The 18,397-nt window shown below is 58.5% G+C and carries 17 protein-coding genes; 10 read left to right on the top strand and 7 right to left on the bottom strand.

The window, feature by feature from the left end:
* Window positions 1-6 precede the first annotated feature (6 nt).
* The 3 genes from glgC to glgP all read left to right on the top strand — a co-directional run bounded on the left by glgC (window position 7) and on the right by glgP (window position 5,264).
* Window positions 7-1,299, top strand: a complete 1,293-nt coding sequence (gene glgC / locus CBW22_RS00415) for a glucose-1-phosphate adenylyltransferase (protein WP_058757590.1) — start codon at window positions 7-9, stop codon at window positions 1,297-1,299.
* Window positions 1,300-1,361: 62 nt separating this feature from the next.
* Window positions 1,362-2,795 (top strand): glycogen synthase GlgA, encoded by a 1,434-nt coding sequence (glgA, locus tag CBW22_RS00410; RefSeq protein ID WP_058757589.1) that lies wholly within the window; start codon window positions 1,362-1,364, stop codon window positions 2,793-2,795.
* Between the two features lie 21 nt (window positions 2,796-2,816).
* A complete protein-coding gene (gene glgP / locus CBW22_RS00405; RefSeq protein WP_058769996.1) occupies window positions 2,817-5,264 on the top strand; it encodes a glycogen phosphorylase in 2,448 nt (815 codons plus the stop codon).
* An 84-nt stretch (window positions 5,265-5,348) separates the two neighbouring features.
* Here glgP and CBW22_RS00400 read toward each other — a convergent pair whose 3' ends face one another.
* Entirely contained in the window at window positions 5,349-5,906 is a 558-nt protein-coding gene (locus tag CBW22_RS00400) for a DcrB family lipoprotein (RefSeq protein ID WP_088515735.1), read from the bottom strand.
* 115 nt (window positions 5,907-6,021) lie between these two features.
* Window positions 6,022-6,687 carry a 7-cyano-7-deazaguanine/7-aminomethyl-7-deazaguanine transporter gene (locus CBW22_RS00395; RefSeq protein ID WP_021508018.1) on the bottom strand — a complete coding sequence of 222 codons (666 nt, stop codon included), beginning with the start codon at window positions 6,685-6,687 and terminating at the stop codon, window positions 6,022-6,024.
* A 249-nt stretch (window positions 6,688-6,936) separates the two neighbouring features.
* Here CBW22_RS00395 and tusA point away from each other — a divergent pair, with 249 nt between their 5' ends.
* Window positions 6,937-7,188 carry a sulfurtransferase TusA gene (gene tusA, locus CBW22_RS00390; RefSeq protein WP_021508017.1) on the top strand — a complete coding sequence of 84 codons (252 nt, stop codon included), beginning with the start codon at window positions 6,937-6,939 and terminating at the stop codon, window positions 7,186-7,188.
* Window positions 7,189-7,206: 18 nt separating this feature from the next.
* Here tusA and CBW22_RS00385 read toward each other — a convergent pair whose 3' ends face one another.
* Together CBW22_RS00385 and CBW22_RS00380 are read right to left on the bottom strand one after the other, a co-directional pair.
* Window positions 7,207-9,474, bottom strand: coding sequence for a zinc/cadmium/mercury/lead-transporting ATPase (locus CBW22_RS00385; RefSeq protein WP_088515734.1), 2,268 nt, complete (start codon window positions 9,472-9,474; stop codon window positions 7,207-7,209).
* A 92-nt stretch (window positions 9,475-9,566) separates the two neighbouring features.
* Entirely contained in the window at window positions 9,567-10,196 is a 630-nt protein-coding gene (locus CBW22_RS00380) for a lysoplasmalogenase (protein WP_021508015.1), read from the bottom strand.
* A gap of 162 nt (window positions 10,197-10,358) precedes the next feature.
* Between CBW22_RS00380 and CBW22_RS00375 the strand changes: the two genes are divergently transcribed.
* Window positions 10,359-10,715 carry a DUF2500 domain-containing protein gene (locus CBW22_RS00375; RefSeq protein WP_021508014.1) on the top strand — a complete coding sequence of 119 codons (357 nt, stop codon included), beginning with the start codon at window positions 10,359-10,361 and terminating at the stop codon, window positions 10,713-10,715.
* A 41-nt stretch (window positions 10,716-10,756) separates the two neighbouring features.
* On the opposite strand, the gene CBW22_RS00370 is transcribed toward CBW22_RS00375, so the two are convergent.
* Entirely contained in the window at window positions 10,757-11,023 is a 267-nt protein-coding gene (locus tag CBW22_RS00370) for a DUF1145 family protein (protein ID WP_021313674.1), read from the bottom strand.
* On the bottom strand, window positions 11,013-11,612 hold the full coding sequence (gene rsmD / locus CBW22_RS00365) for a 16S rRNA (guanine(966)-N(2))-methyltransferase (RefSeq protein WP_059009888.1): 600 nt from the start codon (window positions 11,610-11,612) through the stop codon (window positions 11,013-11,015). Before rsmD ends, CBW22_RS00370 begins: the two co-directional genes overlap by 11 nt.
* Before the next feature lie 231 nt (window positions 11,613-11,843).
* Between rsmD and ftsY the strand changes: the two genes are divergently transcribed.
* The 4 genes from ftsY (at window position 11,844) to rpoH (ending at window position 16,127) form a co-directional block, all read left to right on the top strand.
* Entirely contained in the window at window positions 11,844-13,379 is a 1,536-nt protein-coding gene (gene ftsY, locus CBW22_RS00360; RefSeq protein WP_088515733.1) for a signal recognition particle-docking protein FtsY, read from the top strand.
* A gap of 5 nt (window positions 13,380-13,384) precedes the next feature.
* The gene (ftsE, locus tag CBW22_RS00355) at window positions 13,385-14,053 is read left to right on the top strand and encodes a cell division ATP-binding protein FtsE (RefSeq protein ID WP_021508011.1); all 669 of its coding nucleotides are present in this window, start codon (window positions 13,385-13,387) and stop codon (window positions 14,051-14,053) included.
* Window positions 14,043-15,029: a permease-like cell division protein FtsX gene (ftsX, locus tag CBW22_RS00350; protein WP_021508010.1), complete on the top strand. Its 987-nt coding sequence runs from the start codon at window positions 14,043-14,045 to the stop codon at window positions 15,027-15,029. The genes ftsE and ftsX overlap by 11 nt, the downstream gene beginning before the upstream one ends.
* Before the next feature lie 240 nt (window positions 15,030-15,269).
* Window positions 15,270-16,127 (top strand): RNA polymerase sigma factor RpoH, encoded by an 858-nt coding sequence (gene rpoH, locus CBW22_RS00345; RefSeq protein WP_021508009.1) that lies wholly within the window; start codon window positions 15,270-15,272, stop codon window positions 16,125-16,127.
* Between the two features lie 277 nt (window positions 16,128-16,404).
* On the opposite strand, the gene panM is transcribed toward rpoH, so the two are convergent.
* On the bottom strand, window positions 16,405-16,791 hold the full coding sequence (gene panM, locus CBW22_RS00340; RefSeq protein ID WP_021508008.1) for an aspartate 1-decarboxylase autocleavage activator PanM: 387 nt from the start codon (window positions 16,789-16,791) through the stop codon (window positions 16,405-16,407).
* Window positions 16,792-17,194: 403 nt separating this feature from the next.
* Between panM and CBW22_RS00335 the strand changes: the two genes are divergently transcribed.
* Window positions 17,195-18,322 (top strand): branched-chain amino acid ABC transporter substrate-binding protein, encoded by a 1,128-nt coding sequence (locus CBW22_RS00335; protein ID WP_021508007.1) that lies wholly within the window; start codon window positions 17,195-17,197, stop codon window positions 18,320-18,322.
* Window positions 18,323-18,397: the final 75 nt, after the last annotated feature.

Below are 18,397 nucleotides of genomic sequence, written 5' to 3'. Positions count from 1 at the left end.
TCAGACATGGTGAAATTAGATAGAAACGACCCCCTGATGCTGGCGCGCCAGCTCCCTACACAGACGGTTGCCCTGATCCTTGCTGGCGGGCGCGGTACGCGCCTGAAAGATCTTACCGCCAAACGCGCCAAGCCTGCCGTGCACTTCGGCGGCAAGTTCCGCATCATCGACTTTGCGCTCTCCAACTGTATCAACTCCGGGATTCGGCGCATCGGCGTCATCACCCAATATCAGTCACATACGCTGACGCAGCACATTCAGCGCGGCTGGTCCTTGTTCAACGAAGAGATGAATGAGTTTGTCGATCTGCTGCCGGCGCAGCAGCGCGCCTCGACCGAACACTGGTATCGCGGTACCGCCGATGCGGTCACGCAGAATCTCGACATCATTCGCCGCTACAACGCGCAGTACATCGTGATTCTCGCCGGGGATCACATCTACAAAATGGATTACTCGCGCATGCTGCTCGACCACGCCGATCGTGGCGCCAAGTGCACCATCGCCTGTCTGCCCGTACCGCTGCATGAGGCCACCGCGTTTGGCGTGATGGCAGTCGATGCGGACAACAATGTAATCGATTTCGTTGAGAAACCGGCGCAGCCGCCGTCCATGCCGGGCGACGACAGCAAAGCGCTGGCCAGCATGGGCATTTACGTGTTTAACGCCGATTACCTCTATGAGCTGCTGGAGGAGGATTTACAGATCGCCGACTCGAGCCACGATTTCGGTAAAGATCTGCTGCCGAAGATCGTCGCCAGCGGCGAAGCCTATGCGCACTCCTTTACGCTGTCGTGCGTACAGAACGACGAAAACGCGGAACCTTACTGGCGCGACGTCGGTACGCTGGAAGCTTACTGGCGCGCCAACCTCGATCTGGCCTCGGTGACGCCCGAACTCGATATGTATGACCACGAATGGCCGATTCGTACCCACATGGAGCCGCTGCCGCCGGCCAAATTTGTCCAGGATCGATCCGGCAGTCACGGCATGACCATGAACTCGCTGGTCTCCGGCGGCTGCATTATTTCCGGCTCGGTGGTGGTGAATTCGGTGCTGTTCCCGCGCGTGCGCGTTAACTCGTTTTGCAATATTGATTCGGCGGTGCTGCTGCCCGATGTGGTTATCGGGCGATCGTGCCGTTTGCGTCGCTGCGTCATAGACCGTGCCTGCGTCATTCCGGAAGGCATGGTGATTGGCGAAAATCCGGATGAGGATAGTCGCCGTTTTTACCGTTCAGAAGAGGGCATCGTACTGGTGACGCGCGCCATGCTGGCCAAATTGGCCGCTGCGGGTCAGTAAGTGACGAAAGGCAAAGAACATTGCCGCGTGGAACGCGGGCGATAACACAATAGGGGTTCAGGATGCAGGTTTTACATGTCTGTTCAGAGCTTTTCCCGCTGCTAAAAACCGGCGGACTGGCTGATGTCGTCGGCGCATTGCCTCAGGCACAAATTGCCGAAGGTATGGACACGCGGGTGCTGATTCCGGCGTTTCCGGATCTGCGTAAAGGGATTCCTGATACCGAAGTGGTGGCGGAGCTGCAAACCTTTGCCGGGCCGGTCCGCTTGCTGTTTGGGCCCTTCAACGGCGTGGGGATATATTTGATTGATGCGCCGGGACTGTACGATCGTCCCGGCAGCCCGTACCACGATACGTCGCAGTTTGCCTATGTCGATAACTACCTGCGCTTTGCGCTGCTCGGCTGGATGGCGGCTGAGCTGGCCAGCGGGCTGGATACTTACTGGCAGCCGGACATTGTGCACGCGCACGACTGGCACGCCGGTCTGGCACCGGCCTATATCGCCGCACGCGGACGTCCGGCGAAAACGGTGTTTACCGTGCATAACCTGGCGTATCAGGGGCTGTTTTCCGCGCGGCATCTGGACGAAATCCAGATCCCGCGCGCCTATTTTGAAATGCACGGGCTGGAATTCTACGGCCAGATTTCTTACCTAAAGGCCGGCCTGTTTTATGCCGATCATATAACTGCCGTCAGCCCGACCTATGCGCTGGAGATCACCCGGCCGGAGTTCGGCTACGGCATGGAAGCGCTGCTGGAGCAGCGGCTGCGCGAAGGACGGCTGAGCGGGATTCTCAACGGCGTCGATCCCGGCATCTGGGATCCGGCACACGACCTGCTGCTGACCGCCCGCTACGACCGCGACACGCTGGAGAGCAAAGCGGAGAATAAACGTCAGCTGCAGATTGCCATGGGGCTGAAGGTTGATGACAAAGTGCCGGTGTTCTGCGTTATCAGCCGTTTAACCAAACAGAAAGGGCTGGATCTGGTGCTGGAAGCGCTGCCGGGACTGCTGGCACAGGGCGGGCAACTGGTGCTGCTGGGCCAGGGCGATGCGGAACTGCAGCAGGGCTTCCTCGCCGCAGCTGCTGAGCATCCGGGCAGCGTCGGCGTGCAAATTGGTTATCACGAAGCGTTCTCGCACCGCATTGTCGGTGGCGCGGACGTCATTATGGTGCCCAGCCGTTTCGAACCGTGCGGTCTGACGCAGTTGTACGGCCTGAAATATGGCACGCTGCCGCTGGTCAGGCGCACCGGTGGACTGGCGGATACCGTACAGGACAGCTCGCTGGAAAACCTCGCCGACGGCGTAGCCAGCGGCTTCAGCTTCGAAGACAGCAATGCCTGGTCACTGCTGCGCGCGATTCGTCGTGCTTTTGTTTTATGGTCCCGTCCTTCACTCTGGCGTTATGTTCAGCGCCAGGCGATGGGGATGGATTTTAGTTGGCAGGTGGCAGCACAAGCCTACCGCGATCTTTATCAACGCTTGCTGTAATGAGAGATTGGGATACCGCATATGAACGCACCTTTCACCTATGCCTCACCCACGCTGACGGTTGACGCCCTCAAGCACTCAATCGCCTATAAGCTGATGTTTACCATTGGTAAAGATCCGTCGATCGCCAACAAGCATGAGTGGCTGAACGCCGCGCTGCTGGCGGTACGCGATCGCATGGTGGAGCGCTGGCTGCGCTCCAGCCGTGCGCAACTGTCGCAGGATGTGCGCCAGGTTTATTACCTGTCGATGGAGTTCCTGATGGGGCGCACGCTGGGCAATGCCTTGCTGGCGATGGGCATCTATGACGACCTCAACCAGGCGCTGGATGAGATGGGACTCGACCTCAGCGAGCTGATGGAAGAAGAGAACGATCCCGGGCTCGGCAACGGCGGTCTTGGCCGGCTGGCGGCCTGCTTCCTCGACTCGCTGGCCACGCTGGGCCTGCCCGGGCGCGGCTACGGCATTCGCTACGATTACGGCATGTTCAAACAGAACATTGTTGACGGCCAGCAGCGTGAATCGCCGGATTACTGGCTGGAATACGGCAACCCGTGGGAGTTCCAGCGCTTTAACACCCGCTACAAAGTGCGTTTTGGCGGGCGGTTGCAGCATGAAGGCAGCCGGGTGCGCTGGGTTGAGACCGAAGAGATCGTGGCTATGGCCTACGATCAGATCATCCCTGGCTTCGACACCGATGCCACCAACACGCTGCGGCTGTGGGGTGCGCAGGCCAGTAACGAAATCAACCTCGGCAAGTTCAATCAGGGCGACTACTTCGCGGCGGTGGAAGATAAAAACCACTCGGAGAACGTGTCGCGCGTGCTCTATCCCGACGACTCGACTTACTCCGGGCGCGAGCTGCGCCTGCGCCAGGAGTATTTTCTCGTCTCCGCCACGGTGCAGGATATCCTCAATCGCCACTGGCAGATGCATGAAACCTGGGACAACCTGGCCGACAAAATTGCCATCCACCTCAACGATACCCATCCGGTGCTGGCGATTCCCGAGCTGATGCGCCTGCTGATTGATGAGCACAAGTTTACCTGGGACGACGCCTTTGAAGTCACCTGCCAGGTGTTCTCGTACACCAACCATACGCTGATGAGCGAAGCGCTGGAGACCTGGCCGGTGGACATGATCGGCAAGATCCTGCCGCGTCACCTCAGCATCATTTTCGAAATCAATGACTACTTCCTGAAGACCATTCAGGATTACTATCCGGACGACTGGGATCTGATGGCGCGCATCTCGATCATCGACGAAAACGATGGTCGCCGCATCCGCATGGCGTGGCTGGCAGTGGTAGTAAGCCACAAAGTTAACGGCGTGTCGGAGCTGCACTCTAATCTGATGGTGCAGTCGCTGTTCGCCGATTTTGCTCGTCTGTTCCCGGGGCGCTTCTGCAATAAAACCAACGGCGTGACGCCGCGCCGCTGGCTGGCGCTGGCCAACCCGGCCTTGTCTGAGGTGCTGGATGACGCGATTGGCCGCACCTGGCGTACCGATCTGGCTCAGCTGAGCGAGCTGGTGCCGCACATTGACTATCCGGCGTTTATTGAACAGATCGCCGATGCCAAGTTCGCCAACAAAAAGCGCCTCGCGGAGTGGGTAGCGAAGAATATGGATATCGTGCTGGATCCGCAGGCGCTGTTCGACGTGCAGATCAAGCGTATTCACGAATACAAACGTCAGCTGCTGAACGTGCTGCACGTCATCACGCGTTACAACCGCATCAAAGCCGATCCGACCGCAGAGTGGGTGCCGCGCGTCAATATCTTCGCCGGGAAAGCGGCGTCGGCCTATTACGTCGCCAAGCACATCATTCACCTGATCAACGATGTCGCCAACGTGATCAACAACGATCCGCAGGTGAAGAACAAGCTGAAGGTGGTGTTTATCCCTAACTACGGCGTCAGCCTGGCGCAGATCATCATTCCGGCGGCGGATCTCTCCGAGCAGATCTCTACCGCCGGCACCGAAGCCTCCGGCACCAGTAACATGAAGTTTGCGCTAAACGGCGCGCTGACCATCGGTACGCTGGACGGGGCCAACGTGGAGATGCGCGAGCACGTCGGCGCAGAGAATATCTTTATCTTCGGCAACACCACGCCGCAGGTGGAGAAGCTGCGCACTGAGGGCTATAACCCGCGCAAATACTATGAAGAGGATGCGGAACTGCACCAGGCGCTGACGCAAATCGCCAGCGGCGTCTTCAGCCCACAGGAGCCGGGGCGCTACCGTAACCTGTTCGACGCGCTGGTCAACTTTGGCGATCACTATCAGCTGCTGGCGGATTACCGCAGTTATGTGGATACCCAGGATAAGGTAGATAAGCTTTATCGTCAGCCGGAAGAGTGGCAGCGGCGTGCGGCGCTGAACATCGCCAATATGGGTTATTTCTCCGCCGACCGTACCATTCAGGAGTACGCGGATGAGATCTGGCATATTTCGCCGGTGAGGTTATAAACGAGGCACATTCTGTAGCGGCGCAATTTATTGCGCGGTTTTTAACAACGCGCGATAAATCGCGCCGCTACCGTTGGTGCAAACTTACTTCAGGGTAATGCTCTTCACAATCGCATCGGCATCGCTCTGCGCCTGCTGCTGATTGTCGGCGGGCAGGGTGATCTGCAGTGTCAGCAGTTTACCGTCCACCTTCGCCAGAATAACCGAGGACCAGGAGGTCTGGTTATTGGCGGAAATCACCGTATCCAGCTGCTGTGCCGGCTGGTCTTTCAGCGTCACCGCTTTATTCGACACCACCTGCAGCTGCGGATCGCGGTTGCGCTGCTGCTGCTCCAGACGCTGAGCCAGCGCATCCAGTGCTTCATTGGTCGGATCGCCCGCAATCACGATAATCGCGCGCTGGCCGGTTTCATCGGCATACACGTGCATATTGGTGGATTCCGAACCCAGCTTGCCGCTCTTATCTGACATGCCTGCTGGCAGGCTGAAACTCAGCTTACCGTCCATCAGGTTTACTGTCTGTGCTGACTGACTGGCGCTGGCGCCGTTGCTGTTTGCCGCCGTGTCGTCTTTCTTCTGATCACACGCCGCCAGGCCTAACACCAGCAGGCCGATGCCCGCATATTTCACTAATTTACGCATTCTTATCCCTTCGTAAGGTTTCCATCAGCCGTTATCAAAACGGAATCGGTGCTTAAAAGCAATCAGCGCTTTGTCAGGAAATCTTAGCGTGCCGTGGCGTTTCGTCTACGTTCAATTAGCCGAAATTCATCTGGCGCTGAGCCGAACGTTCCGCCAGGCGCTTAAGTGCCGCATTGAGCAGAACACCGTAAGCAGGCAGGAAGAAAACCATGCAGATCAGCACTTTGAAGCTGTAATCCACCAGTGCGATCTCCACCCAGTGGCTGGCCATGAACGGGTCCGGACTCTTATAAAAGGCGATAAAGAAGAAGGCCAGCGTATCGCTGATATTGCCGAGGAACATGGCACAGGCAGGCGCAATCCACCACTGCGGCAGTTTACGCAGGCGGTTAAACACGTGCACGTCAAGGATCTGCCCCAGCGCATAGGCCATAAAGCTGGCGCAGGCGATACGCGCCACGAACAGATTGACCTCCTGCAGCGAGGCCCAGCCCTGCCACGCGCCCTGATAAAACACGCATGACACGATGTAGGAGATAAACAGCGCCGGAATCATCACCGCAAGGATAATGCGCCGTGCCAGCGGTGCGCCAAAAATACGCACGGTGAGATCGGTGGCGAGAAAAATAAACGGGAAGCTAAACGCACCCCAGGTGGTGTGGAAACCGAAAATCGCGACCGGCAGCTGTACCAGATAGTTACTGGAGGTAATCACCAGCAGGTGAAACAGCGACAGCCAGAATAGCGCATGCATGCGCTGACGAGCAGAGAAGTTGATCATAAAGGCCTTTTTAGTAATGGGGTGAGGGAACCCATCCTCTTCATACTTCAGGTTTTATGTGAGCAGGCTTGCCGCCTTCCTGAAACCTGAATTATTTTGAGGAATTGGCAGTAACATTAAAAAATCGGACGGCATCTTAGCGTGTTGCGCAACAAATGCAATGGTTAATTTTAACGCAATCGTTCTCGCCTTGCGCGCGCGCTGTAGCGCGTTAGAATGAGCGCCCACCCTGAATAAAGACAGAGAATCATGAGCGATCCTTTTTCCGCTGCGGACCATACGCTTGATGCGCTTGGGCTGCGCTGCCCGGAGCCGGTGATGATGGTGCGCAAAACCGTGCGTACCATGCAGGCGGGCGAAACGTTGCTGATCATCGCCGACGATCCGGCGACCACGCGTGATATTCCCGGCTTCTGCCGCTTTATGGAGCATCAGCTGCTGGCACAGCAGACCGAGAGCCTGCCGTACCAGTATTTGATCCAGAAAGGCGCGGATGCCTGATCGCGGCATCCGCCCGCCTCAGCGCTGACGCAGCAGGCGCAGCGCGTTGGCGGTGACCAGCGCGGTGGCACCCGAATCGGCCAGCACCGCCAGCCAAAGGCCGGTAAAGCCGAGCAGCGTGGTGACGAGGAAAATCGCCTTCAGCCCCAGCGCCAGCGCAATATTCTGACGGATGATGGCGCGCGTGCGGCGTGCCAGCTGCACGGTGCGCGGCAGAATCGCCAGGTTATTCTGCGTCAGAGCCGCATCGGCCGCTTCCAGCGCCACATCGGTGCCGCTGCCCATGGCAATCCCCAGCGTCGCGGCCTTCATGGCTGGCGCATCGTTGATGCCATCGCCGACCATCGCCAGCGGCTGCTGTTCGCCCAGTTCACGCACGGCGGCTACCTTATCCGCAGGCAACAGACCGGCGCGATAGCTGATGCCGAGTTCAGCGGCTATCGCGGCGGCGGCGCGCGGATTATCGCCGGTCAGCATCACGCTATGAATCCCCAGCGCCTGCAGCGCCGCCAGCGCACTGCGCGCCTCCTCGCGCAGCAAATCCTGCAGCGCCAGCAGCCCGAGCGGCTGTGCTTCGCGCAACAGCACCACCACGGTTTTGCCCTGTGCTTCCAGCTGCGCAATCTGCTGCTGCTGCGCGTCACTCAGCGCCGCCACATCACGCGGTGCCAGCAGTTGATGCATCACGCCGTTGATCTGCGCGCGAATGCCGCTGCCGGCCAGCGTTTGCTGATGCTGCGCCGGCGGAATCACCTGCTGCTGGCGCTGCGCTTCCGCGACTATTGCTCGCGCCAGCGGATGGCCGGAGCCCTGCTCAATGGCGGCCGCGAGGCTGAGCAGCTGTTGCTGTGTATCTGCGCCAAACGGCTGCACGTCGGTGACCTGCGGTTTACCGGCGGTCAGGGTGCCGGTTTTATCAAACGCCAGTGCCTGCACCCGGCTGAGGCGTTCCAGCGCCGCGCCGCCTTTAATCAGCGCGCCCTGGCGAGCCGCCGCCGCCAGGCCGGAAGTGATAGCGGCAGGCGTGGAGATCACCAGCGCGCACGGACAGCCAATCAGCAGCAGCGTCAGCCCTTTGTAGATCCACGGCAGCCAGGCGCCTAATCCGAGCAGCGGCGGCAGCACCATCACCAGCAGCGCCAGCAGCATGATGGCCGGCGTGTAGAGGCGGCTGAAGCGATCGATAAAACGCTCCACCGGCGCGCGGTGACTTTCAGCTTCTTCTATCAACTGCAGAATGCGGTCGATAGCGCTGTGGCCCGGCTGTGAGGTCACGCGCAGCGTCACCAGCCGATCCACGCTGGTAGCGCCTGCCATCACGGCATCGCCCGGCTGATGGGCCACCGGTAGCGATTCGCCGGTCAGCGCGCTTTCATCAAAGCTGGCGCTGGCGTGCAGCAGCTCGGCATCGGCAGGCAGACGACCGCCTGCCGCTACTTCAATCACATCGCCGGGCTGCAGCGCCGCCAGTGACACCTGCTCACGCTGTGTGCCATTGACGCGTGTGGCGGTGTCCGGACGCAGCGCCATCAGCGCGGTGACGCCACGGCGCGCCCGCGCGGCGGCATAGGCTTCCAGCCGTTCTCCCAGCTGGAACAGCAGCAGCACCATGGCAGCTTCGGCGTGGGCGCCAATCACCAGTGCGCCCGCGGCGGCGAGGGTCATCAGGGTTTCAATGCTGAACGGCGAGCCGCTGCGTATGGCCTGCCACGCGCTGCGGGCTACCGGCACCAGACCGACCAGCGTGGTAAGCACAAACAGGCGATCGCCCCACAGCGGCGTGAGCTGGCTCAGCAGCCAGCTGGCAATCATCAACAGCGTGAGCAGTATGAGTGAGGCATTATCGCGCCAGCGGCGCGCCGCCGGTGCGGGGTTCTCAGTGGATTTCAGGCTAAAGCCGGCGTGGTTAACGGCCTGTTCGATAGCCGGACGAATATCGCTGTGCGCCTCCACCAGCAGATTTTCACTGGCGAATATCACCCGCGCGCTGGCGACCTGCGGCAGCTTTTGCACGGCGGTTTCGATTTTGCGGGCGCAGCTCGGGCAGTCCATGCCGGCAATCTGCCAGCGAAACTGATAGGACGCGGATGCGCGCCTGTCGCTGTCGGCGTCGCCGCCGCCGGGACTGTCGTCATCGCTGGTGCAGCAGCCGCAATCGCTGGACGCGGCCACCGGTTGCGCGGCGGAAATCTTCAGGGATGCAGGCTGAACGCTGCGTACCGCGCACAGCGGTTTTGGCTGACGGTGTGATTTGCCACAGCGGCAAGAGTGGGCATGTTGATGCATGTGACCTCCGGTTGCAGAAGCGGGCCGATGCCCGCAGTCTGCATGCTACACTCTGGAGTGGACTCCAGAGTCAAGCGGTGAGGTCAATTTTTTTAGTACAGCCACAGTGAACGCACAATCATGAAGTGACCGGCGAAGTAGCAGGCGGCGACAATCGCGCTGTCAGCGCTGAAGCGGCGGCGATAGTGCGAGATAAACCACACGATGTTAGCCAGCAACAGCAGTACGGCACCCACCAGCAGCGAGAAACTGTAATCGGTCGGACGGAAGAAGTAATTTTCCGCCGCCATCCAGTTCATCACCAGCGTCATGCCAATCAGCGTACAGATCGGCCAGCGCAGCGTATCCAGTTTTGACCAGATAATGGCGATCACGATGATACCAATCACCAGGAAGGTGAGCGGAATTGGCCAGAAGAAGCTCATGGTCATGTGCGCGGCAAAGCTGATGGTGTACAGCAGATGCGAAAGGAAAAAGGCGCCGAGCGCATACAGCATCTGCTGACGCGGCAGCAGGGTTAACGCATCGCCCACCAGCGTAGCGACCAGGCCAGCCAGAATCAGGTAGTCGGTGGTGTTAAGCGTGGGAGCCTGCCACGCCCAGGCAACCAGCAACAGCAGCGTAACGGGTTTGAACAGCCAGCGCTGCCACTGCGGGCCGCGGTAGGAGGCATCGACATACAGCCAACCGGAAAAAAGGACTGCAAGGAAAGACCAAAGCATTTTTTCTCCCTTTTGTGAACGTGTCGCCCACATTGATGAATTTTCCCAAAATCGCGATCTCAGTTTAAGTTACTGGCGGCAAATGTGACAATCGGGCAACTCTGGTTGTATGCTTTGGCGTCTTTTATCTGTTAACCCCCGACGTAAAGTGCGAGAGAAAACATGAGCAAACCACCGCTAATCTTTTTTATCGTCCTGGCTGTAATTGCCATCCTGGCAACCCGTCAGTTTATCAAGCAGCGCCGCGAAGCCGCGGTCAACGACGCTTCACCGGTGCGCTCAATGAGTGTGGAAGTGAAAACCAAGCGAGAGTTTCCGGCCCCCAATCGCCGTTCGCGTCAGCGCGAAGAGATTGTGGCGGAAGAGATGAAGTATGAAGCCTGGTTCCATCCGCTGAACGGCGCCGGTGATTTTAAGGTCAACGTCAGCGCCAGCGATTATCACCAGATGGACAAAGGCGTGAAGGGCGAGCTGAAAATGCAGGGCACGCGCTTTGTCAGCTTTACCCCGGCGCAATAGGCACTAAAGCGCACGGGGCTGAAGCCGCGCGCTGTCTTACGTTACGACGGATAGTGCTTTTTCTGCCACGCCAGCAGTTCAAATACGCCAAAGAAGAAGATTTTCGCCTGTGTGGCGCGGCTCAGCTTTGGCGCTTCCTTTGGTTGCGTGGCACGCAGCAGCACCAGCTGCAGGCCGTGCATCACCACCATAAAGAACAGCGCAACATGGACAAAGTAGCGCAGCGGCGTCGGGAAGGGGTGCACCAGGTTAAGCAGCAGAAATGCCCAGACGCAAATCATCAGCAAACGTCCCAGATTAAGCCACATCATCGGTCTCCTGTTGGCGTTGATAGAGGCGATAGGCCACCTGACCGGCAATCTTCTCGCGATACAGATCCCAGTTAGCCGGGGCCAGCGGGGTGCCGTGTTCCACTTCGCTCTCAACATAAATCAGCGCGTGGGCGGCGAGCCAGCCATTGTTCTCCAGCAGCGTTAGTGTCTCCTGCAGCAGGCCTTTGCGGAACGGGGGATCAACAAACACCACGTCGAATGGCTCGCCGGGCTGGCTCAGCCACTGCAGCGTATTGGTCTGGACGACGCTGGCGTTACTGGCGCGCAGCGTGTGCAGGTTTTGCGTCAGCTGCTGCGCCACGTGACGTTCCAGTTCCAGCAGTGTTGCGGAGGCGGCATAGCGCGACAGCGCTTCTAAGCCCAGCGCGCCGCTGCCGGCATAGCAATCGAGGCAGCGCGCCTGCTGGATATCCGGCGCCAGCCAGTTAAATAGCGTTTCACGCACGCGATCGGTGGTCGGGCGCAGGCCGGCGCTGTCCGGCACCGGCAATTTGCGGCCGCGCCACTGTCCGCCAATCAGGCGAATCTGGCCTGCCGCGCCGCTGTTGCGGGGGGATTTACTCATTTCGCTCACAACTCGTCATAATTTGTTGCGTAGTTTAACGGGCGTAGCAGGCAGAAGAAACGTTAAAAAAGGGTGCTGTGGTGCGCTGGCAGGAAAGTGTTAGACTACTAAGTTGATAAAGCGGACGTAATTGCCTGATTTTTACGCCGCTCACGCGCGAAAAAGTGAATTTTTTATCCCCTGGGAACAGCGTGCTACCGGGAATAAGCCATCGAGGAGTGTGGTCACACAATGGCAAAAGAGAAAAAACGCGGCTTTTTTTCCTGGCTGGGCTTTGGCAAAGAAGAGCAGCAGCCAGCGGAAGAGCAGGCGCAGCAGCAGCCGACCGATCAACCGGCACCCGCCGCTGAAGAGAGCGCGTTAGCAAGCGCCGAAGCGCAGGCCGCCGAAACCGTGATCGTCACTGAACAGGTGGCAGAACAGCAGGCCGAATCGCCGGTTCACGCCGACGCTGAAACGCATCCCGTTGCGGAAGCAGAAACCGCTGCCGAATCCGACGCTAACGCTGATGACGCAGAAACCGCTGCCGTCAGCGCGATTGAAGAAGAGGTACTGCCGGAAGATCATCCGCAGCCGGAGCTGATGCCGGTTGAAGAGGAGCCGCAGGCTGAAGAACTGATTATTGAAGCACCGGTTTTATCTGAGGAGCCTCAGCCAGAGGAAGCAGAGGAAGCAGAGGACGCAGAGGATGCAGACGCACCGCTGAGCGATGAAGAACTGGAAGCGCTGGCGTTAGCGGAAACCTATGCCGAAGACGCGGCTGAAGAGCGCGTGGCGACAGACACCGTGAGCGATCTGCCGCTGGCGGCCGCGCCGATTGTGGCTCAGGAGCAGGAGCGCCCCACCAAAGAGGGCTTCTTTGCCCGCCTGAAACGCAGCCTGGTCAAAACGCGTGAAAACCTCGGATCCGGCTTTATCAGCCTGTTCCGCGGCAAAAAAATCGATGACGAGCTGTTTGAAGAGCTGGAAGAGCAGCTGCTGATTGCCGATGTCGGCGTGGAAACCACGCGCCGTATCATCACCAGCCTGACGCAACAGGCCAGCCGTAAGCAGCTGCGCGATGCCGAAGCGCTGTATGGCCTGCTGAAGGCTGAAATGGCCGGCATTCTGGAAAAGGTCGATGCTCCGCTGGACGTGGCGGGCAAAACGCCGTTCGTTATCCTGATGGTCGGCGTTAACGGCGTGGGTAAAACCACCACCATCGGTAAGCTGGCGCGTCAGTATCAGGCGCAGGGCAAGTCCGTCATGCTGGCGGCGGGGGACACCTTCCGCGCGGCGGCGGTAGAGCAGCTGCAGGTCTGGGGCCAGCGCAACAATATTCCGGTGGTCGCGCAGCATACGGGCGCGGATTCTGCGTCGGTCATTTTTGACGCCATCCAGGCGGCGAAATCGCGCCACGTTGACGTGCTGATCGCCGATACCGCCGGCCGCCTGCAGAACAAAGCGCACCTGATGGAAGAGCTGAAAAAAATCACCCGCGTGATGAAGAAGCTGGACGAAGAGGCACCGCATGAGGTGATGCTGACGATTGACGCCAGCACCGGCCAGAACGCCATGAGCCAGGCGAAGCTGTTCCACGAAGCGGTCGGCCTGACCGGCATCACCCTGACCAAGCTCGACGGCACCGCAAAAGGTGGCGTGATCTTCTCGGTGGCCGATCAGTTTGGCATTCCGATTCGTTATATCGGTGTCGGGGAAGGCATCGAAGATTTACGGCCGTTTAAGGCCGCCGACTTTATTGAGGCACTGTTTGCCCGAGAGGAATAATTGGCATGATTCGCTTTGAAGAGGTCAGTAAGGCTTATCTGGGAGGACGCCAGGCGCTGCAGGGCGTGGATTTCCATTTGCGTCCCGGTGAGATGGCGTTTCTGACCGGCCACTCAGGCGCGGGGAAAAGTACCTTACTGAAGCTGATTTGTGGCATTGAGCGCCCGAGCGCCGGGCAAATCTGGTTCAGCGGTCACGATATTTCCCGGCTGCGTCACAGCGAAGTGCCTTTCCTGCGCCGCCAGATCGGCATGATTTTCCAGGATCACCACCTGCTGATGGATCGTTCGGTCTACGACAACGTGGCGATCCCGCTGATTATTTCCGGCGCCAGCGGCGAGGATATTCGCCGTCGCGTGTCGGCGGCGCTGGACAAAGTCGGCCTGCTCGACAAAGCAAAAAGTTATCCGATTCAGCTCTCTGGCGGTGAACAGCAGCGCGTCGGCATTGCCCGCGCGGTAGTGAATAAACCGGCCGTGCTGCTGGCGGATGAACCGACCGGTAACCTCGATAACGCGCTGTCGGAAGATATTTTGCGCCTGTTTGAAGAGTTCAACCGCGTGGGCGTTACGGTACTGATGGCGACGCACGACATCGGGCTGATCGCACGCCGCAATTATCGCGTGATGACGCTGAATCAGGGACGTCTGCACGGAGGCCACGATGGTCAATAAACGTAACAAGCGTCCGGCTGCGCCGAAAACGGCGAAGCAGCCGTCAAAGAGCAAAGCGCTGAAGGGCGGCTGGCAGGAGCAGTGGCGCTACGCGTGGCGCGGTACGCTGTCCGACATGTATCGTCAGCCGCTGGCGACGCTGCTGACGGTAATGGTGATCGCGATTTCGCTGACGCTGCCCAGCGTGTGCTACATGGTGTGGAAAAACGTCAGCCAGGCCGCCGCGCAGTGGTACCCGGCGCCGCAGCTGACGGTTTACCTCGACAAAGCGCTGGATGACACGGCGGCAGAGAACGTGACCGCCGAGCTGAAAAAGCTCGATGGCGTGGACAAGGTGAACTACCTGACGCGTGAAGAGGCGCAAAGCGAGTTCCGCAACTGGTCCGGCTTTGGTGGTGCGATGGATATGCTGGAGCAGAACCCGCTGCCGGCGGTGGCGATCATCACGCCGAAGCTGAACTTCCAGAACTCCGATACCATGGCCAATCTGCGCGATCGCGTAGCGAAAGTGCAGGGCGTGGATGAAGTGCGCATGGATGACAGCTGGTTTGCGCGTTTAGCCGCACTCACCGGGCTGGTGGGGCAGGTGGCGTCAATGATCGGCCTGCTGATGGTGGTGGCGGTGTTCCTGGTGATTGGCAACAGCGTGCGTCTGAGCATTTTTGCCCGGCGTGACACCATCAACGTGCAGAAGCTGATTGGCGCGACCGATGGCTTTATTCTGCGGCCCTTCCTCTACGGCGGCGCGCTGCTCGGTTTCAGCGGTGCGGTGCTGTCGCTGATTCTGTCGGAAGTGCTGGTGCTGCGCCTGCAGTCGGTGGTGGCGCAGGTCGCCTCTGTCTTCGGTACCAGCTTCGCGCTGGAGGGCTTTTCGTGGGATGAAGGTCTGCTGCTGCTGTTAATCGCGGCCATCATCGGCTGGATTGCCGCCTGGCTGGCGACGGTGCAACATTTACGTCGTTTTACGCCGCAGTAACCCATAGCAACGATTTTTTGATATACTCTTCCTCTGCTGCCGACGACCTGGGAGCAGAGGATTTCTCCGATTTCCCCCGCCGTCATCTGTGTGTAAAATATTCACTGCTATAATTGAACTTGTGGATAACTTTGACGTCCAAGTAGCACAGATTGCTTTTGGTTTTCACGCGTCGTTGACATAATGTAACGGCTGCGCAGGGAAACGAGCAGCAAGTCCATTGAATTTGTGAGGGTTTGAATGACCAAAGAAATGCAAACTTTAGCGATTGCTCCTCTGGGCAACCTGGAATCTTACGTCCGGGCTGCTAACAACTGGCCGGTATTAACGGCAGAAGAGGAAAAAGCACTGGCTGAGCGGCTGCATTACCAGGGCGATCTGGATGCAGCTAAGACGCTGATCCTGTCTCACCTGCGCTTTGTTGTTCATATCGCTCGTAACTATTCCGGTTACGGCCTGCCGCAGGCGGACCTGATCCAGGAAGGTAACATCGGCCTGATGAAGGCGGTGCGTCGCTTCAACCCGGAAGTCGGGGTGCGTCTGGTGTCGTTTGCCGTGCACTGGATCAAAGCGGAGATTCACGAGTACGTGCTGCGTAACTGGCGTATCGTGAAAGTTGCCACCACCAAAGCACAGCGCAAACTGTTCTTTAACCTGCGTAAAACCAAGCAGCGTCTCGGCTGGTTCAATCAGGATGAAGTCGAAATGGTGGCGCGCGAGCTGGGTGTCAGCAGCAAAGACGTGCTGGAAATGGAGTCGCGCATGGCGGCCCAGGATATGACCTTCGACATGTCGTCTGATGACGATGCGGGCGAAGGCAAGCCGATGGCACCGGTGCTGTATCTGCAGGATAAAACCTCTGACTTTGCCGACGGCATTGAAGAGGATAACTGGGATGCGCACGCCGCTGACAAGCTGAGCGATGCAATGCTGAGCCTTGATGAGCGTAGCCAGCACATTATCCGCGCCCGCTGGCTGGATGATGACAACAAAACCACGCTGCAGGAGCTGGCTGACCAGTACGGTGTGTCTGCCGAGCGCGTGCGTCAGCTGGAAAAGAACGCCATGAAGAAACTGCGTATGGCAATTGAAGCCTGATTAACGGCTGACAGATAAATGGGGCGACCAGCGGGTCGCCCTTTTTTATGCGCGCAATAACCGGCGACGACGCATGACCTGTGCGGATTGCAGCACGGTCGCCATGAATGGCGACCCTACAGGACGCGCATGCATAGGCATCGTTAATCACGACCCCACGCAATCTGTACGCTCGTTCGCAATCCCCGCAGGGTGCGCATTCATGCGCACCGTTAATCACGCTCCTGCGCCACATACGCATCCATGCGCACCACTCTGCACGGCGTAAAATCGCCGCTTAACGCACCCACCCGTCGCTCTGCGCGCGGAAACCACACGCCTGCATAAACGCCGCGCGTACGCGCTGATCGTCTTCGCCGTCATCGGCAACCCACCAGTGATCCAGCGCGCTGTTCTGCGCTATCGTCTCTTCCAGCAGATACTGCCCTACGCCGCGCCGCCGCGTAACTTCACGCACTTCCAGCTGCGTAATCTTGCCCAGCGTGCCGCGAATCTCCAGCCGCAGCGCCCCAAGCAGGCGATCATTAAAGCGCGCTGCATACAGCCGCTGCGCTTCACTGAGGCTGGCTTCCAGCTGCGCGATATCCTGCTGCGGCCAGACTTTGGCTAAATCCAGTCGATCCTGCGGCGTCAGCGTGCTGATGCGCTGAATAGTGAGCTTCATAACCCTTACCTGTACTGGCAGAAAGGCCTTAGTGTAGCGAATTTAGACAGTCAGAGCGCTGTCACTTTTTTGCGATGAAAAGAGGTCAAATGCCAGCCACTTTGCCAGGATTGTGGAGTAAGCCCGCATCGATCGCTGAAAAAGCCAGCATAACGCGCTGGCCTGGTGGTGAAAAACCGGCCATAAAAACCAGAGTAATCTGCTGTTCCCGTCAGCTTTTACTGAATATGTCAGTTGATTTACAGAAGAAAGTTCCTGTTTAATAACCTGAAAAATAAAGCCTTCTTAACAAAAAATGCCAGAAAAGAGCGCTAACTCATTATTCTCAAATCAGTTTTGCTCTTTGACTGGCAGATAAATAACCAATCACAACAGACACGACACAACAGATGGGGAAGTTCGCATGAAAATGAGTAAAGGACGCGCATTACTGGCGGGTTGCGTAGCGCTGGCGATGAGCCATGCGGTACTGGCGAAAGACATCAAAATTGCGATTGTCGGTGCGGCAACCGGCCCGGTGGCGCAGTACGGTGACATGCAGTTCACCGGTGCGGCCCAGGCGATCAAGGACATCAACGCCAAAGGCGGCGTAAACGGCGACAAGCTGGTTGGCGTAGAATATGACGACGCCTGTGACCCGAAACAGGCGGTTGCGGTGGCCAACAAAGTGGTTAATGACGGCATCAAATACGTTATCGGCCACCTGTGCTCCTCCTCCACTCAGCCAGCATCAGACATTTATAACGATGAAGGCATTCTGATGATCACCCCGGCGGCTACTGCGCCTGAACTGACCGCGCGCGGCTATGCCGACGTGATGCGTACCACCGGTCTGGATTCCGATCAGGGCCCGACCGCTGCCAACTACATCCTCGATCAGATCAAACCAAAACGTATTGCCGTGGTGCATGACAAGCAGCAGTACGGTCAGGGCCTGGCGGAATCCGTGCAGAAAACCCTGAAGGCGAAAGGCGGCAACGTGGTGCTGTTCGAAGGGATCACCGCTGGCGATAAAGATTTCTCCACGCTGATTGCGCGCCTGAAGAAAGAGAATGTCGACTTCGTTTACTACGGCGGTTACTACCCGGAACTGGGCCAGATTCTGCGTCAGGCCAAAACCGCCGGTCTGAAAGCCGGCTTTATGGGACCAGAAGGGGTCGGCAACGCTTCCCTGTCTAACATCGCGGGTGACGCCTCTGAAGGCCTGTACGTGACGCTGCCGAAGCGCTACGACCAGCTGCCAGACAACAAAGCGATTGTGGACGCGATCAAAGCCAACAGCGCATCAAACCGCAAAGATCCAACCGGCCCGTTCGTCTGGACCACCTATGCGGCTATTCAGTCACTGGTGGCGGGCATTGAGCGCAGCAAAAGCGATGAGCCTGATGCGATTGCTAAAAACCTGAAAGAGGGTGCGCCGGTGCCCACCGTGATGGGTAACCTGAGCTGGGACCAGAAGGGCGATCTGAAGGGCTTCGAATTTGGCGTCTTCAAATGGCACAAAGACGGTTCTTCTACCGCAGTTAAGTAAGCACGCTCCTGAATTGTCCCTCTCCTGATGGGCGAGGGCAGGGTGCGGCACCGCGCACGCGCGCTGAATGAGGCG

This window comes from Pantoea sp. VS1, from assembly GCF_002207995.1.
Taxonomy (GTDB): Bacteria; Pseudomonadota; Gammaproteobacteria; order Enterobacterales; family Enterobacteriaceae; genus Pantoea; species Pantoea dispersa.
The sequence above is the reverse complement of the archived record's forward strand: the minus strand, read 5'-3'. Positions and strand labels throughout refer to the sequence as shown.

Bases quoted from the DNA above. Each gene is read 5' to 3' on its own strand.
- glgC (WP_058757590.1), top strand. From the start codon at position 7: ATGGTGAAATTAGATAGAAACGACCCCCTGATGCTGGCGCGCCAGCTC.
- glgA (WP_058757589.1), top strand. From the start codon at position 1,362: ATGCAGGTTTTACATGTCTGTTCAGAGCTTTTCCCGCTGCTAAAAACC.
- glgP (WP_058769996.1), top strand. From the start codon at position 2,817: ATGAACGCACCTTTCACCTATGCCTCACCCACGCTGACGGTTGACGCC.
- CBW22_RS00400 (WP_088515735.1), bottom strand. From the start codon at position 5,906: ATGCGTAAATTAGTGAAATATGCGGGCATCGGCCTGCTGGTGTTAGGC.
- CBW22_RS00395 (WP_021508018.1), bottom strand. From the start codon at position 6,687: ATGATCAACTTCTCTGCTCGTCAGCGCATGCATGCGCTATTCTGGCTG.
- tusA (WP_021508017.1), top strand. From the start codon at position 6,937: ATGAGCGATCCTTTTTCCGCTGCGGACCATACGCTTGATGCGCTTGGG.
- CBW22_RS00385 (WP_088515734.1), bottom strand. From the start codon at position 9,474: ATGCATCAACATGCCCACTCTTGCCGCTGTGGCAAATCACACCGTCAG.
- CBW22_RS00380 (WP_021508015.1), bottom strand. From the start codon at position 10,196: ATGCTTTGGTCTTTCCTTGCAGTCCTTTTTTCCGGTTGGCTGTATGTC.
- CBW22_RS00375 (WP_021508014.1), top strand. From the start codon at position 10,359: ATGAGCAAACCACCGCTAATCTTTTTTATCGTCCTGGCTGTAATTGCC.
- CBW22_RS00370 (WP_021313674.1), bottom strand. From the start codon at position 11,023: ATGTGGCTTAATCTGGGACGTTTGCTGATGATTTGCGTCTGGGCATTT.
- rsmD (WP_059009888.1), bottom strand. From the start codon at position 11,612: ATGAGTAAATCCCCCCGCAACAGCGGCGCGGCAGGCCAGATTCGCCTG.
- ftsY (WP_088515733.1), top strand. From the start codon at position 11,844: ATGGCAAAAGAGAAAAAACGCGGCTTTTTTTCCTGGCTGGGCTTTGGC.
- ftsE (WP_021508011.1), top strand. From the start codon at position 13,385: ATGATTCGCTTTGAAGAGGTCAGTAAGGCTTATCTGGGAGGACGCCAG.
- ftsX (WP_021508010.1), top strand. From the start codon at position 14,043: ATGGTCAATAAACGTAACAAGCGTCCGGCTGCGCCGAAAACGGCGAAG.
- rpoH (WP_021508009.1), top strand. From the start codon at position 15,270: ATGACCAAAGAAATGCAAACTTTAGCGATTGCTCCTCTGGGCAACCTG.
- panM (WP_021508008.1), bottom strand. From the start codon at position 16,791: ATGAAGCTCACTATTCAGCGCATCAGCACGCTGACGCCGCAGGATCGA.
- CBW22_RS00335 (WP_021508007.1), top strand. From the start codon at position 17,195: ATGAAAATGAGTAAAGGACGCGCATTACTGGCGGGTTGCGTAGCGCTG.